Genomic DNA, 14748 nt, shown 5'->3' on the forward strand with positions numbered 1-14748 from the left:
ACGGCGTACACCTAGGGTGAGCGCCAACTGTCGGGTGTACGCCGTACACCCATGAGGGAGGGGCTGTTCCGCATGGGATCGACCAGGAGGACCGCGATCGTCGCGGGGGTGCTGTTCCTCGTCACCGAGGTCGCCGCGATCGGCGGGCTCGCGCTCTACCGCCCCGTTCTGCACGACACCGGCTACGTCCTCGGACCGGGTGCCGACACCCGGGTGTTCCTGGGGGCGCTGTGCGAGTTCGTGCTCGCGCTGGCGGTCACGGGCACGGGGGCCGCGCTGTACCCGGTCCTGCGCAGGCGCAACGAGGGGGCCGCCATCGGCTATGTCTGCGGCCGCCTGCTGGAGGCCGCAGTCATCGTCGTCGGCATCGTCAGTGTGCTGTCGGTGGTGACGCTGAGGAGGCAGGCGGAGGGCGCGGCGGGCGCGCCGGGCGCCGACGGGTCCTTCCCGGTGACGGCCGGACAGGCCCTGGTGGCGTTCCACGACTGGACGTTCCTGTTCGGGCCGAACTTCGTCCTCGGGGCCAACACCCTGGTGCTGGCGGGCCTGCTGTACACCTCGCGGCTCGTGCCGCGGCCGATCGCCGTCCTGGGGCTGGCCGGCGGGACGATGATCTGTGCCTCGGCGACCGCCGTGCTGTTCGGGGCCTACGAGCAGGTCTCGGTGGCGGGGTCGCTCGCGGCGCTTCCCGTGTTCGCCTGGGAGGTGACGCTGGCCGTCCGGCTGCTCGGCAAGGGCTTCGACGCGGGAGCCGGCGCGGTGTGACGGCTCCCGCGTCGCTCACGTCAGGACATCCGGTCCACGTTCCACAGGGGCAGGCCCCGGAAGAACTCCACGGCCTCGGCACGCCAGTACGGTTCCCAGGACGCGGCCTCGGCGGCGGCGGCCTCCGCGTGCCGCCGGATCTCCGCCCGGAGCCGCCGGTCGACGCCGGCGGCGCGGGCGATCTCCCTGATCCGGCCCAGGGTTTCGTCCGGGCAGCCGGGATCACCGAGCGCGGCTTCGACGAGGGCCGCGTCGGCCCCGGTCGCGGCGGCCAGGACCGCGCGGACGGCGTAGGTGCGGCGGCCCGAGCGCATGTCGGCCCCGGTGGACTTCATCTCGGCCGCCGGGTCGTCGCCGACCGGGCCGAAGAGGTCGAGGTAGTCGTCGCGCATCTGCTCGGCGATGCCCACCAGCCGGGAGTAGCGGTGCAGTCGGTCCCGGTGCGGCGCCGGATCCCCGCCCGCGGCCAGCAGGCCCATCGTCAGCGGCGCGAGGATCGAGTACCGCGCGCTCTTGAAGTCGGTGACGGTGTGCAGGAACTCCTCGTCGGGCAGTGTGTGGGAGTCCCGCTCCAGGTCGGCGATCTGCCCGGCCACGGTCTCCGCGGCGGTGCGCGTGTGCACGCCGAGAAGGGCCTGGCGGAGCCCGGCGGGGACCTCGGCCTCCAGCAGCACCTGGGTGGACAGGAACGCGGCGAGATCCCCGGCGAGCATCGCGAGTCCGAGGGCGGTGGCGTCCTGGCCGGGGAACTCCCGGCGGTAGGCGTAGTACGTCGACGGCCCGCCGCGGCGCAGGGGCGCGTCGTCGATGATGTCGTCGTGGACGAGCCCGTGCGTCTGGAGCAGTTCGATGCTCAGCGCGGCCTCCGCGAGCCCCGGAATCTCGTCGGTGGTGACCAGCCGGGCCGCCTCGTACAGCAGGACGACCCGCAGCCGCTTGCCGCCGCGCATCGAGAACTCCCGCAGGAGCTCCACGCAGCGGGGGACGTACCGGCCGGGCACCGGGACGTCGAAACGCTCGCCGAGGCTGTCGAAGTACTGCTCGAAGCGGGCGTCGAAGCGGATCCGGTGACCGGCGACGCGTTCCAGGGTGGTGGCCGTGACGTTGACATGCATGAAGATCAGTATCGATCACGGCCCCGACCCGCCCGCCCGAACGGGTTCAGCCGCCCGAGGGGGCGGCGGAGAGGCAGGCCCGCAGTTCGGCCTCGCCGGCGTTCCCGCCCGTGCACATGATCGCCACCCGCTGCCCGGCGAGTTCGTCGCGCGCGGCGAGGAGTGCGGCCAGCGGTGCGGCGCCCGCCGCCTCGGCCACCGTTCGGGCATCACGCATGAGCAGCCACTGCGCCCACCGGATGTCGTCGTCGCCGACCAGCCGGAAGTCCGCGAGGTGGTCCCGGAACAGGCTCTGGGTCAGTTCGAAGCCCGATCCGGTGGCCAGGCCCTCCGCCGTCGTGGTGTCCGGCCGCTCCACGCAGCGGCCCGAGCGCCAGGAGTCGTGCGCGGCGGGCGAGTGGCGGGACTGCACCGCGATGACGCGGCAGCGCGGGCTGATCGCCGCCGCCACCAGGCAAGCGGCGGCCGCGCCGCTGCCGCCGCCGACCGGCACGACGATCGCGTCGAGGTCCGGTTCCTGCTCGAAGACCTCCAGGTACGCGGTGGCCACGCCGGCGATCAGGTCCGGTTCGTTCGCCGCGCTGACCAGGCGCATCCCGCGCCGGGGCGCGAGCTGCTCGGCGTGCCGGCGGGCCGCTTCGAAGTCCGCGCCGTGTTCGACCAGTTCGGCGCCGAGCCGCCGCACGGCCGCGGCCTTCAGCGGATTCGGGTCCTCCGGCATGACGATGGTGCAGGGGACACCGAAGAGCGCGGCGGCATGGGCGAGGGACTGGGCGTGGTTGCCGGTGGAGTACGAGAGAACACCCCGTGCGCGTTCGGCCGGGTCCATCGCGGCCAGCAGGGTGACGCCCCCTCGGACCTTGAGTGCGCCGGTCGGCTGCAGGTTCTCGTGCTTGACCAGCACGCGGACCCCGCCGCCGACAGCGGCGTCGAGGGCGGGATAGGAGAGCAGAGGGGTCGGGGACAGGTGCGCGCTCTGCAGACGGCGCGCGCGAAGGACATCGGAGATCGTCGGCTTGTGCATGTCCTCATGCTGCGCAGGAGCCAATCCATAGGACAAATGTCAGTTTCCGATGCATTCATCGATATCATCGATGAATGTTCGACGAGAACCGGCTCCGGGTGTTCGCCGCCATCGCGCGTGAGGGTTCGGTGACGGCTGCCGCCGCGGCACTGCACTACGCGCAGCCGTCGGTCAGCCACCACCTCGCCAGGCTCGAAGCCGAAGCCGGTGTTCCGCTCGTCCAGCGGGCAGGCCGTGGCATCCGGCTGACCGAGGCCGGCCGGCTGCTCGCCGACCGCGCGGAGGAGATCCTCGGCCGGATCGATTCGGCCCGGACCGAACTCGCCGCCCACGCCGGGCTCGGCGCCGGACGGGTGCGCCTCGCGGCGTTCCCCTCCGCGCTCGCCACGCTCGTCCCCGCGGTGGCCGCTGCCTTCGCCGCCGGACACCCGGACATCGAACTGGCACTGACCGAGGCGGAGCCGCCCGAAGCCCTGGCGGCCCTGCGGCGCGGCGAGGCCGATGTCGCCCTCACCTTCCACCACGGCGACACCCCACCCGGCGGCCGCGAGCGCCACACCGTGACACCGATCCTGCACGAGCCGGTCTACGTCGTCAGCCGGGCGGGCGCCTCCTGGCCCGGTCCGCGCACCGACCTCGACACCTACCGCGGGCAACGGTGGATCGCCGGCTGCGAGCGGTGCCGCACGCACCTCCTGTCGGCGTGCGGAGAGCGCGGCTTCACTCCTGAGATCGCCTTCGAGACCGACGACTACGTCGCGGCCCAGGCACTGGTGGCCGCCGGTCTCGGCGTCAGCACGCTGCCCGGCCTCGCCCTGCGCGCTCATCTCCACCCCGGCGTGCGGATCGACCGCCTGCCGGACGACCACCGCTTCGTCGACGCCGTCGTCTACGGCTCACCACCGCTCCCGGCCCCGGTCGAAGCCTTCCTGAAGGTCCTCGAGGAGACCGCCGCCGACCCCGTCCAATGGCCCTGACGGGCCCGACCGGTACCGGGCCCAGGTGCCGGGGTTCGCGGCCCCGTCGGCCACCCGGAGCAACGGTTCGGAACGTGTCGTCACGCGGGTGAAGGGGAGCGGTGGAGCGTAAATGTTTCGACAGTGTCCCTCGGCGTCCGGCAGAGTGGCCGCCCGTGACGAGCAGTGAGCTGTGGACCCGTGCGACCGCCGACCGCTACGACACCGAGGAGGCCGCGACGTCCTCGGCCGCCTTTCTCGGACCGACCCTCGCCTTCCTCGCCGAGCTCGCCGGAGACGGCCGGGCGCTGGAGTTCGCCATCGGGACCGGACGCGTGGGCGTCCCGCTCCGGGAGCGCGGCGTGCCGGTGGTGGGCATCGAACTGTCCGAGCACATGGCAGCGGTGCTGCGGCGCAAGCTCGACGAGGAGACGCTCCCGGTGGTCGTCGGGGACATGGCCACCACCGTCGTGCCCGGCAGGTTCTCCCTGGTCTACCTCGTCTACAACACCATCACGAACCTCCTCACGCAGGACGAGCAGGTCGAGTGCTTCCGCAATGCCGCCCGCCACCTGGAGCCGGGCGGCCGATTCGTCATCGAGCTGGGCCTGCCGCCGCTGCGGTTCCTGCCGCCCGGCCAGGTCGCGGTGCCGTTCGACGTATCCGAGCAGCACCTCGGCTTCGACACCTTCGACCTCGTCGAGCAGATTCTCGTCTCGCACCACTTCACCCGCGACGGCGACGACGGCCGCTACCGCCGTGACAACTCCCGGCACCGCTACGCCTGGCCGGCGGAGCTCGATCTGATGGCACGGATCGCCGGGCTCGAGCTCGAACGTCGCGTCGCGGACTGGGACGGGGCGCCGTTCACCCAGGAATCCGCGAAGCACATCTCCGTGTGGCGCAAGCCGTCCTGAGCCCGGCCAAGGCCGTTTTCGGGAGGGGCGTCCGTCGCGCGCCTGTGACAGTCGGCGGACAGCCTCATGAAGTGCCGCGGTCAGGCTCATGGCAGGAGGGCAAAAGCGATATTTCGCCTCTAATCCTCCGGAACCCCCGCCGTCTCTTCATCGGAGTAGTTCTCATGGCTCGCACGTCACGGAAGCATTTCGCCCTGTTCGCCGTTTCGGCCGCGCTCGTCACGGGCGGCGCGCTGGTTCCCACCAGCGCGTTCGCCGCCCAGGCCGCACCGCACGCCGCCGAGGTGTACACGACGGGTGTCCACGCGGGCACGGTCGGCAAGAAGGACCGGGACGGGAAGGGCAGGTCCAAGGACAGACCCCGGGACATCGAGAACATGCCGGGCTGCAAGTTCTACCAGGGCAAGGTGTACTGCGAGCGCAAGCCCGACACCCCGAACCCGGCGCCGAAGCCCGCTCCGGTCCCGGATCCGGGCAAGGCGGCCCGGGAAAACCCGGACGGGGTGCCGGCCCCCGACGTGGGAGGGTTCGGTACCGAGCTGAAGCCCTGACGCTCACGGCTCGCACAGGCGTACGGCGAGGGCGGCGATGTCGTCGTCGAGCCGGCCCCTGCTGTGGCTGAGGAGGTCGCGGTGCAGAGCCGTGAGCAGCTCGTCCGGCGGCGTCGGGGGCTGGCGCCGCATCCAGGCCGCCAGCGGGAAGAACTCGCCGTCGCGGGCCCGGGCCTCGGCGATCCCGTCGGTGTAGAGGAGCAGCAGGTCGTCGGGGGCGAAGTCGAAGGTGTCGACGCTGTAGTGGTCGCCGATCAGCTCCGCGAGGCTGAGCAGGGGAGACGGGTTCGTGGACTCGAGGGTGAGGACCTGCCCGTGGCTCAGGAGCAGCGGCGGGGGGTGTCCGCAGTTGAGGATGTCGATGCGTTTGCCCCCGTGCGGGATCTGGACGAGAAGGGCCGTGGCGAAGCGCTCCAATGGCCCCTCGGGGGGGAAGGCGCCGTTGTAGCGGGTACTGCTGGCATCCATGCGGCGGGCGACGTCGACCATGTCCGGCTCCCCGTACGCGGCCTCCCGGAAGGCGTTCACGATCGCCGCGGCCGCCCCCACCGCAGGCAGGCCCTTGCCCCGTACGTCACCGATGAGCAGCCTGACCCCGAACGGCGTGTCGACCACTTCGTAGAAGTCCCCGCCGATGCGGGCCTCGGCCGCGGCCGCGAGGTAGAGCGACTCGATCTCGATGCCGCCGAAGCGGCGGGGCAGCGGGCTGAGCACCACCTGCTGCGCCGCGTCGGCGACGAGCCGCACCTGGAAGAGGGTGCGTTCCCGCTGGAGCCGGACGTGGCTTCCGTACGCGGCGGCCACGGTGACCGCGATGATTCCCGCGGCCGTCCACCACGTCCCCAGGTCGGGGAAGACGAAACTGAGGCCGATCATCAGGATGAGGCAGACCGTCCCGAGCAGGACGGTGGGCAGCACCGGCCACATGGCGGCGGCGAGGGCCGGCGCCGCGGGCAGGAGACGGCTGAAGGCCATTTCCGGCGGAGTGTTGTACGCCAGGCTGGCGATGACGACGGTCAGGATGACCGGCGACAGCCGCACAAGTCTTCCCGGGCCAGGGCGCCTGCGTAGCCGCGGCCGTCCAGACTCGATCACACTTCACAGGATATCTACGTAATCGGGTCATAGCCCCCTGGCGGCCGCCGCCCGCCGTTCCCCTTGCGAACAGAATCTGTCCGCAAGGGGCCGTGCGGAAGCGGACGGCGCTCGCGGGTCGGCCCCCTCGGGGCGGGACCGGGACGCTGCCCCGTGTTACTCCAGTGGGCTGACGTGCGGGATCTGAAGTGCCACGATGATCCGTGCTTCAACAGTGTGCCGGACGGGACGCGGTGAGTGCGGTGACAGCGTGTCCCGGAGGCAGCCCTACCCCACGAAAGGGCGGACACCCCCATGCGCGTCACCCCCCTCTTATCGTCCTTGGAAAGTCACCAGGGCGCGGCCGCGGACGACCCCATACGTCTCTACTACAGCCGCAAGACGCAGGAGATCCTGCACAAGTACGGCCCGGGCCCCCGTGTCCACTTCCACGTGGGCCTCTACCCGGACGGCCCGCCGGACAGCATCGCCCCCCAGCACGTGCTGCAGCAGCGGCTGTTCGACGCGCAGGAGCGGATCGTCGAGCACGCGGCCCGGTCGTGGGGCGCGTACGAGACGCCTCCCCGGCGCCTGCTGGACATCGGCTGCGGCCTGGGCGGGACGTCGCTGTACTGGGCGCAGGAGCACGGAGCGTCGGTCACCGGCCTCACCGTCGCGGCGGAACACATTCCGATCGTCGGGCACTTCGCCCGGCACGCCGGGGTGGGGGAGCGGGTCGAGCCCGTACTGGCCGACGTGCACGAGCTGGACGAGACCCGCGCGTACGACGCCGTCTACGCCAACGAGAGCAGCGGCTACACCGACCGGACCCGGCTCTTCGAAGTCGTCGCCAAGGCACTGGAGCCGGGTGGATGGTTCGGGATCCAGGAGCATTTCGCGGGCCGCTCGGCATGGCGCGAGTTCATCGACGGCTACTACAGAACGCGACTGGGAGTGAGAGAGGAATACCTCATCGCCGCCGAGGCGGCCGGCTTTGAACTCGTGCAGGAGGAGGACGTGACGGACTCGGTGGCGGAGTTCTGGGTGCAGTCCATGGCCTGGAACACCGCCGAACTCGACCGGCTCCGTGCGGGCGCCGATGCCGTGCCCGGGGCCTGGAGCGGCGAACGGCTCGAGCAGTCGACGCTCGCGCACAGCAGGTTCTTCCGGCTCTGGCGGGACCACGCGGTGCAGACGCGGCTTCTGCGCTTCCGGCTCGGGAGCCGCCGATGACGGCGTCACCCGCACCCGCACCCGCACCCGCACCCGCACCCGCACCCGCACCTGCACCCGCACCGGCGCTCGTACCCCGCCCCTCGCGCCTCGGTGCGCGCCTGCCCTCCTTCTACTGTCCCCTGGAGCGCGACCTCGTCCATCCCCGGGCGAAGCAGGTGGAGGCTCTGGCGGTCGAGTGGCTGGACGCCTTCGGCATCTACCCCGATCCGGTCGAGCGCGCATGGGGTCTCGCCACCCACAGCGCCGACTTCTCCTGCCGCATCATCCCCGACGGGGACATGGACGCCCTCGCGCTCTTCACCCAGTGGAACTACTGGGCCAACGCCGTCGACGACTGGCAGGATTCGGGATCCGACGAGGTGGGGACGGGCGCCGTCGTCGAACACGGCGTACGTCTGCTGCGCACCGTCGAGGACCCGGGGGCCCGCGTGCTGCCCGACGGGCCGATGACCCGCGCGCTGCTGGACCTCGTACGCCGCACCCACGCCATGCTCACGCCCTACGAGCTGCGCAGGTTCGTCGAGGGGACGCGCGACTGGCTGCTCGGAGCGGCCTGGCGCGCCGCCCGGGCCGAGTCCGGTGTCATGCCGGGGCTGAACGACTTCGTCGCCATGGGGCCGCTGGCGAACGGTACGCGCTTCTCGCTGACCTGGTCCGACGTCGCGCGCGGGGACCGGCTGCCGGCGGAGGTGCTCTGCTCCCGATCCCTGACGGCACTGACGGACGCGGCGGGGTTCGTCGTCAGCGCGGACAACGACCTGTTCTCCTACGACAAGGAGGACCACCTGGAGCCGAGGGAGGTGAATCTCGTCAATGTCCTCGCCCACCAGGAGAACTGCTCGCCCGCCGAGGCCGTGCCCCTCGCGGTGGCCCTGCGTGACCGGGTGATGGTCCTCTTCATGACGCTGCGGGCGCGTGCGGAGACCCGCGCGAACGCGGAACTGCGCCGTCACCTGGCGGCGCTTGGCCACTACGTGGCGGGCTCCATCACCTGGCAGAGCCGGGCACCCCGGTACGCGAGCCCGCGCAACCGGCACGAACTGCCCCTGCCGGACGCCCGGTTCGCGGTCCGGTTCGCCGAGGCCCCCAGCTTCACCGGGACCGGGCCGCCGGATGTGCCGGCCCTCGCTGCCTGGTGGCAGCGGATGCACGACTGAGCGGTACCGAGGGCCCCGGCCGGTGCGGTCGGGGCCCTGGGCCGGGCGGGGCGGCCGTCAGCCGAGCCGGAGCAGCCGCCGCCACCAGCTGACGGAGCGGTGGCGGCCCGCGACCGCGGGCGCTGCCGTCGGCTGCGGCGGGACGACCGCATGGACCGGGTGGCCGGCCGGCCGCTCGGCCGGCTGCTCCGCCTCGGGCCGCGCGTTCGATACGGGGCGCGGCGCGAACCGCACCGGCAGGGACAGCAGATGGCGTGACATGAGGGTGCCGCGCCACTGCAGTTCGCTCGCGTCGACCGCGAGCTGGAGGTCGGGCAACCGGTCCAGCAGGACCTCGATACCGGTGTCCGCGATGGCGCGGCCGATGTCCTGCCCCGGACACTCGTGCGGGCCGCTGCTGAAGGCCAGGTGGGAGCGGTTGCCGTGGACGGAGACCGAGGGATCGGGCCGGATCTGCGGGTCGGCGTTGCCCGCGGCCAGCCCGAGCAGGATCATGTCGCCGGCCTTGACCTCCCGGCCGCCGAGCAGGGTGTCACCGGTGGCCCAGCGCCCGATGATCGTGTTGATGGGCGGGTCGTCCCACAGGACCTGCTCCAGTGCGTCGGGCAGCGTCATGTGGCCTCCGGAGAGGCTGGCCCGGAAGCGCGGGTCGGTCAGCACGGTCCGCAGCGTGTTGGCGATCAGGTTGGCGGTGGTCTCGTAGGCCGCGATCAGTACGACGCGCAGGTGCATCAGCACCTCGGTGTCGCTCAGGTTCGCGGGGTGCTCGATCAGCCAGGAGGCGAGGTCGCGCATGGGCCTGGCCTTGCGCTCCACGACCAGGTGTTCCAGCGTGGAGGTGACGTACCGGTCGCTCTGGAGTGCCGTCTCTGTCCCCTGGAGCATGTCGCGCGCCGCGTTGACCAGCAGGGGTCCGTGCTCGTCGGGCGCCCCGATGAGCTGGGTCATGACCAGCATGGGCAGCTGGTCGGAGAAGGCGGACACCAGGTCGGCGTGCCCCTCACCCGCGATCTGGTCGACGAGCTGGTTGGAGAAGCGGGTCACGTAGCGGCGGATGCCGCGCTTGTCGAGGCGCTCCAGGGACTCCACCACGGCCGAGCGCAGCCGCTCGTGGACGGGTCCGTCGGTGAAGTTGCACACCGGCACCCAGGAGACCATGGGGCCGAGCGGGGTGTCGGCCGGTACCCGGCCCTCCTTCATGTCGCGCCACCCCCGCGGGTCGCGGGCGAAGCGCGAGGACGTGCGTGCCACGTCCAGGTTCTCCCGGTGGCCGAGGACCAGCCAGGCCGGGAGGTCCCCGCTGACCAGGACGGGGGCCACCGCCCCGTGTTCGGCGCGCAGCTTCTCGTACAACGCGAGGGGATCGGCCTGGGCCTCGGCTCCGTGGAGACGGTACAGGCCGCCGGCGGTGGCCGCCGCCGCGTGGGCGGGGCACTCGGGCGGTGGGGTGGGGCTGGTGCTCACATTGCCTCCTGGGTGGCTGCCTGGGCGTGCAGGTAGCGCATGAGGGTCAGCAGGACATCGCGGGACGAGTCCCGCCGTCTGGCGTCGCAGACGAGGATCGGGACGGCGGGCGGCAGGTCGAGAGCCTGGCGCAACTCCTCCACCGGATGCTCGGGTGCGCCGGGGAAGGAGTTGACGGCCACGACGAACGGGACGCCCCGCTCCTCCAGCCGCCCGATGACGTCGAAGCTGATCTCCGGTCGACGGGTGTCGAGGAGTACGACGGCACCGAGCGCGCCCTCGAAGAGCCCGCGCCACAGGAACCAGAAACGCTCCTGGCCGGGCGTGCCGAACAGGTACAGGACGAGCTCGTCGTTGATGCTGATGCGGCCGAAGTCCATTGCGACGGTGGTGGTGACCTTGCGGTCCACGCCCCAGGTGTCGTCGACGCCGACGCCGGCCCTGGTCATCGTCTCCTCGGTCGTCAGCGGCCTGATCTCGCTGACCGCGCCGACCAGGGTCGTCTTGCCCACGCCGAATCCGCCGACGATGACTATCTTCACGGCGGCCGCGGCCGTCTGCGGGAGTATGTCCGCCTCGCGCGGCCCGGCGGGCGGGTCAGAGCTTCTGAAGTCCATCGATCACTGCCTCGATCAGAGCAAGGTCGGGTAGCTGCGCGGCGGGAACGGGCGGGCGGACGTACACGCGGCCGGCGGCCATCAGGTCCCCGACCAGCACGGTGACGACGCTCACGGGCAGGCCCGCGTACGCGGCGATCTCGGCCACCGACAGCGGTGACCGGCACATCCGCAGGATGGCCGACTGCTCGGGCTGCATCTCGGGCCGGGCGGAACCCTTGGCCACGACCAAGGTGACGAGGTCCAGATGGACCTCGGTGGAGGGTCCACTGCGTCCGCCCGTGATGACGTAGAGCCGTTCCGGACTGCTGTCCTCCCAGCTTGCGGGCGGCTCGGTCACGCGTGCTGCCCGTCATGCCGGGGCGGGCTGCTCAGGTGGTCCCCCATTCGGGTCACCAGGTTGCGCATCTGCGCGCCCATCAGGCCCGCGTCCACGCCCTCGTCGGCGAGGACCGCGAGGTAGGAACCGTCGCCCGCGGCCATGAGATAGAAGAAGCCGCCGTCCATCTCGATCACGACCAGGCGCATCCGGCCCTCCGAGCGGGGCAGTTCCGCGGCCACCGCTCCGGCCAGGCTCTGCAGACCCGCACACGCCGCTGCCAGGCGGTCGGCCGTGTCGGTCTCGGCCCCGTGCTGCGCCACGCAGAGTCCGTCCGCGGACAGTACGATCACGTGCCGCGTCTGGGGCACTCCGGCCGCCAGGTCCTTGAGCATCCAGTCCATGCTGCTGATTCGCTGAGTCATCATCACTTACGCCCCCTTGGTAGCTGAACCCGACGTTCCTTCGGTGCCCGGCGCATCGTGGCCGGTCGTGCCGGACAGTCCGCTGTGGAACGCCTCCAGCCACATTCCGGGGCCGCCGTCGTCCGCCGGACGGGGCTCCGCCGCCGGACGGGCGTCGTAGGTGGCCACACGGTCCTTCCGGCGGCGCTGCGGCAGGCCGTTCGCGGTCCGCGCCAACGTCTCCGGCTGCTCGGCGGCCGGCGGCGCCGGCCTGGGCACCGGAGCCGGCCGGGGCACGCCGGCGCCCTCCGACGAGCGGTCGACGGGGTGCTCCCGCGGCGTGGCGGCCACGGCCCTGGGTCCCGAGGAGGAGCCGATGCCGTGGGCGAGACCGGTCGCGGACGTCGCCGTCGTGATCAGGTGCTGCGGCACGATCACCACGGCGCGGACGCCGCCGTACGCGGACGAGCGCAGGGAGACCTGGAACCCGTACGCCTGCGCCAGCCGGCCGACCACCGCCAGACCCAGCCGCGGCGTCTCGCCCAGGTCGTTGAGATCGATGCCGGACTGCGCCTGCGCGAGCATCCTCTCCGCCCGGCTGCGGGCCTCCTCGCTCATGCTCAGGCCGCCGTCCTCGATCTCCACGGCGATCCCCGACTGCACCTCGACGGCCGTCAGGTGGACCCGGGTGTGGGGCGGCGAGTACCGCGTGGCGTTGTCCAGCAGCTCCGCGAGGGTGTGGATCAGCGGCTCCACGACGGGACCGACGACGGCGACCTCGGTGACCGAGTGCAGATCCACCCGCTGGTAGTCGATGATCCTCGACATCCCGCCGCGCATCACGCTGTACAGGGTGACGGCCCTGCTCCACTGGCGGCCGGGGCGCGCACCGCCGAGGACCGAGATGGAATCGGCGAGCCGGCCGATCAGGGCGGTGCCGTGGTCGAGCCGCAGCAGGTCGCCGAACACGTCCGGGTTGTTGCCGTGCCGGTCCTCCATCTCGCGCATCTCGTGGGCCTGCTGATGGACGATCGCCTGCACGCGCCGGGCGACGTTCACGAAGGCCCGCTGTGCCGAGTCGCGCAGGCTCTCCTCGTTGTCGACCGCGTCGATGACGTGGGCCAGGACGGCCTGGAGGGCGGCTCTGAAGCGTGGGGTCAGGGCCTCGTCGTCGCCCCAGCGGCTGCCGTGGCCACCGCGCCCGCCCAGGGCGGTGAGCACCTCCTCGGCCGGCTGGCCCCTGCGCAGCCGCTCGATGGCCTCGGGCAGCACCGAATCGGACAGCCGGGCCGCCTCGGTCTGCTGCCGGGCCAGGGCGTGCTGGAGGGCGGCGACCTGGGCGCGCCCGGCGGCGAGCGCGCGGCCGCGCCGTCGTGCCTCGACGAAGACCGTAGCGGTGCACACGGCGGCGACGGAGATCAGGACGGTGCCGAGCGGCGCCGAGGAGGAAGCCGACGCCCCCGCCAGGCAGGCGACGGCCACGACCGCGATCGCGGGCAGCAGTCGGCTCGCTCTTCCCTCCAGGTGGGGACTTTCGGGGGGAGTACCTCTTTGCTCCATCGGCGTCCTCGAACTATCGAAAAGGGGGACCTTCTGACCGGTGGGCGGGAGCATAACGACGCCCAACTTCGCTGATGTGGGCTTTCGTTGGAGTTCATCGGACCGGAGGAACCGTTATGCGCCATCAATGGCGCCGAATTCCGGCGAGAGGAGGGGGCCGTACGCGGTGCGCGGCGGCGTAACGGGAGGTCGGCGGCGTGCCGAGCCCGTCGGCCGCGCCGGAATCCGCGCGCATGTTCCGATCGGCGTGGCCGTATCCCGCGGTCCGCCGGTGGCGCCCGGAGCCGAAATGCGGTACGGGGGCGGGTGCCGGGTGCCGGGAAACCATCACGCGTGTCGGGTGCGAGGATCCCCGGCCGGCGTGCGTCACCCCCGCTACCATGCGCCGCATGCCGGACGCCCCGACCAGCCCGCAGCCGTTCACCCCGCGGACCGCCCCCGCGGCGATCGAGGACCTGCGGGCGCGGCTCCGCGGGACGCGCTGGCCGGACGCGCCCGAGGACGCCGGGTGGTCGCTCGGGACCGACCTCGGCTACCTCCGCGACCTCGTCACCTACTGGGCGGACGGATTCGACTGGCCGGCGCAGGAAACGGCACTCGCCCGGCTTCCCCGCTTCCGCGCGTCGCCCGGCGGCATCGGGATCCACTTCGTGCACGCCCGGGCCGTCGCGCCGGCCGGGCCGGTGCTGCCGCTGGTCCTCGGCCACGGCTGGCCGGACTCGTTCTGGCGGTACACGAAGGTCGTCCCGCTCCTGACCGACCCCGGCGCGCACGGCGGCGATCCGGCGGACGCCTTCGACGTGGTCGTGCCCGACATGCCGGGCTACGGCTACTCGGACCGTCCCGCCGGCCCGCCGCTCGACTCCATCGCCGTCGCCGGACTGTGGGCCGAGCTCATGGACCTCCTCGGCTACCCGCGGTTCGGTGCCGCGGGTGGTGACATCGGCAGCCATGTGAGCCGATATCTCGCGCTCGACCACCCCGAACGGGTGGTGGCCGTGCACCGCACCGACGCGGGGGTGCCCGTCTTCACCGGCGATCGCGCGGACCTCGCGCCCGAGGAAATCGCCTGGCTCGACAGCGCCGCGGCCTGGGGCGGGACCGAGGGAGCCTACGCGGCCCTGCACCGCACGAAGCCCCAGACCGCAGCTGTCGGACTCAACGACTCACCGGCCGGTCTCGCCGCGTGGATCGTCGAGAAGCTGCGGTCGTGGAGCGACTGTGACGGCAACGTCGAGCGGAGCTTCACGAAGGACGAGATCCTCACCAATCTCACGATCTACTGGCTCACGGGGACGATCGGCCCGTCGATGCGCATGTACCGCGCGAACGCCGCGATCCCGCCCGCCCAGCACGCCCGCCGGGTCGAAGTGCCGTCCGGATTCTCGCTCTTCCCCGGTGACGTGGTCCGTCCGCCGCGGGCGTGGCTCGAGCGCACGGCGAACGTGGTGCGCGTGACCGAGCCCGCGCGGGGCGGGCACTTCGCCGCGTTCGAGGAGCCCGAGCTCTACGCCCAGGAGCTGCGCGCGTTCTTCCGCCCGTACCGGACGGCGGCGACGGGCTGAGGGTGGCGCCGCGTCCCGCGCCGG

Annotated in this window: 15 protein-coding genes; 7 read left to right on the forward strand and 8 right to left on the reverse strand. The window is 72.2% G+C overall.

From position 1 onward, the window contains the following. The first annotated feature begins 72 nt into the window (after positions 1–72). Positions 73–765: a DUF4386 domain-containing protein gene (locus ACXNSR_RS35970; protein ID WP_458639517.1), complete on the forward strand. Its 693-nt coding sequence runs from the start codon at positions 73–75 to the stop codon at positions 763–765. 20 nt (positions 766–785) lie between these two features. Here ACXNSR_RS35970 and ACXNSR_RS35975 read toward each other — a convergent pair whose 3' ends face one another. Together ACXNSR_RS35975 and ACXNSR_RS35980 are read right to left on the reverse strand one after the other, a co-directional pair. Next, positions 786–1880 carry a polyprenyl synthetase family protein gene (locus ACXNSR_RS35975; protein ID WP_458639518.1) on the reverse strand — a complete coding sequence of 365 codons (1095 nt, stop codon included), beginning with the start codon at positions 1878–1880 and terminating at the stop codon, positions 786–788. 46 nt (positions 1881–1926) lie between these two features. Beyond that, entirely contained in the window at positions 1927–2904 is a 978-nt protein-coding gene (locus ACXNSR_RS35980; protein ID WP_458639519.1) for a threonine ammonia-lyase, read from the reverse strand. Between the two features lie 74 nt (positions 2905–2978). Between ACXNSR_RS35980 and ACXNSR_RS35985 the strand changes: the two genes are divergently transcribed. From ACXNSR_RS35985 to ACXNSR_RS35995, 3 genes are all read left to right on the forward strand, one after another. Continuing rightward, complete coding sequence (locus tag ACXNSR_RS35985) at positions 2979–3881, forward strand: LysR family transcriptional regulator (protein WP_458639520.1); 903 nt, start codon at positions 2979–2981, stop codon at positions 3879–3881. Between the two features lie 155 nt (positions 3882–4036). Next, complete coding sequence (locus ACXNSR_RS35990; protein WP_458639521.1) at positions 4037–4777, forward strand: class I SAM-dependent DNA methyltransferase; 741 nt, start codon at positions 4037–4039, stop codon at positions 4775–4777. 164 nt (positions 4778–4941) lie between these two features. Continuing rightward, on the forward strand, positions 4942–5328 hold the full coding sequence (locus ACXNSR_RS35995; RefSeq protein WP_458639522.1) for a hypothetical protein: 387 nt from the start codon (positions 4942–4944) through the stop codon (positions 5326–5328). Between the two features lie 3 nt (positions 5329–5331). Here the strand turns inward: ACXNSR_RS35995 and ACXNSR_RS36000 are convergent, their stop codons facing one another. Then, positions 5332–6369, reverse strand: a complete 1038-nt coding sequence (locus ACXNSR_RS36000; protein ID WP_458639523.1) for a PP2C family protein-serine/threonine phosphatase — start codon at positions 6367–6369, stop codon at positions 5332–5334. Between the two features lie 375 nt (positions 6370–6744). On the opposite strand from ACXNSR_RS36000, the gene ACXNSR_RS36005 reads away from it, so the two are divergent. Next, positions 6745–7635 (forward strand): SAM-dependent methyltransferase, encoded by an 891-nt coding sequence (locus ACXNSR_RS36005; protein WP_458639524.1) that lies wholly within the window; start codon positions 6745–6747, stop codon positions 7633–7635. Next, complete coding sequence (locus tag ACXNSR_RS36010; protein ID WP_458639525.1) at positions 7632–8795, forward strand: terpene synthase family protein; 1164 nt, start codon at positions 7632–7634, stop codon at positions 8793–8795. The genes ACXNSR_RS36005 and ACXNSR_RS36010 overlap by 4 nt, the downstream gene beginning before the upstream one ends. 57 nt (positions 8796–8852) lie before the next feature. On the opposite strand, the gene ACXNSR_RS36015 is transcribed toward ACXNSR_RS36010, so the two are convergent. Genes ACXNSR_RS36015 through ACXNSR_RS36035 form a run of 5 tightly spaced genes read right to left on the reverse strand, consistent with a single transcriptional unit; the run spans position 8853 to position 13159 of the window. Further along, the gene (locus ACXNSR_RS36015) at positions 8853–10259 is read right to left on the reverse strand and encodes a cytochrome P450 (RefSeq protein ID WP_458639526.1); all 1407 of its coding nucleotides are present in this window, start codon (positions 10257–10259) and stop codon (positions 8853–8855) included. Next, on the reverse strand, positions 10256–10876 hold the full coding sequence (locus ACXNSR_RS36020; RefSeq protein ID WP_458639527.1) for a GTP-binding protein: 621 nt from the start codon (positions 10874–10876) through the stop codon (positions 10256–10258). Before ACXNSR_RS36020 ends, ACXNSR_RS36015 begins: the two co-directional genes overlap by 4 nt. Continuing rightward, positions 10857–11216: a DUF742 domain-containing protein gene (locus tag ACXNSR_RS36025; RefSeq protein WP_458639528.1), complete on the reverse strand. Its 360-nt coding sequence runs from the start codon at positions 11214–11216 to the stop codon at positions 10857–10859. The genes ACXNSR_RS36020 and ACXNSR_RS36025 overlap by 20 nt, the downstream gene beginning before the upstream one ends. Then, on the reverse strand, positions 11213–11623 hold the full coding sequence (locus ACXNSR_RS36030; protein ID WP_458639529.1) for a roadblock/LC7 domain-containing protein: 411 nt from the start codon (positions 11621–11623) through the stop codon (positions 11213–11215). Before ACXNSR_RS36030 ends, ACXNSR_RS36025 begins: the two co-directional genes overlap by 4 nt. 3 nt (positions 11624–11626) lie before the next feature. Further along, on the reverse strand, positions 11627–13159 hold the full coding sequence (locus ACXNSR_RS36035) for a sensor histidine kinase (RefSeq protein ID WP_458639530.1): 1533 nt from the start codon (positions 13157–13159) through the stop codon (positions 11627–11629). A 389-nt stretch (positions 13160–13548) separates the two neighbouring features. On the opposite strand from ACXNSR_RS36035, the gene ACXNSR_RS36040 reads away from it, so the two are divergent. Next, positions 13549–14724 carry an epoxide hydrolase family protein gene (locus tag ACXNSR_RS36040; protein WP_458639531.1) on the forward strand — a complete coding sequence of 392 codons (1176 nt, stop codon included), beginning with the start codon at positions 13549–13551 and terminating at the stop codon, positions 14722–14724. Positions 14725–14748 lie beyond the last annotated feature (24 nt).

Source organism: Streptomyces sp. NC-S4 (assembly GCF_054353315.1).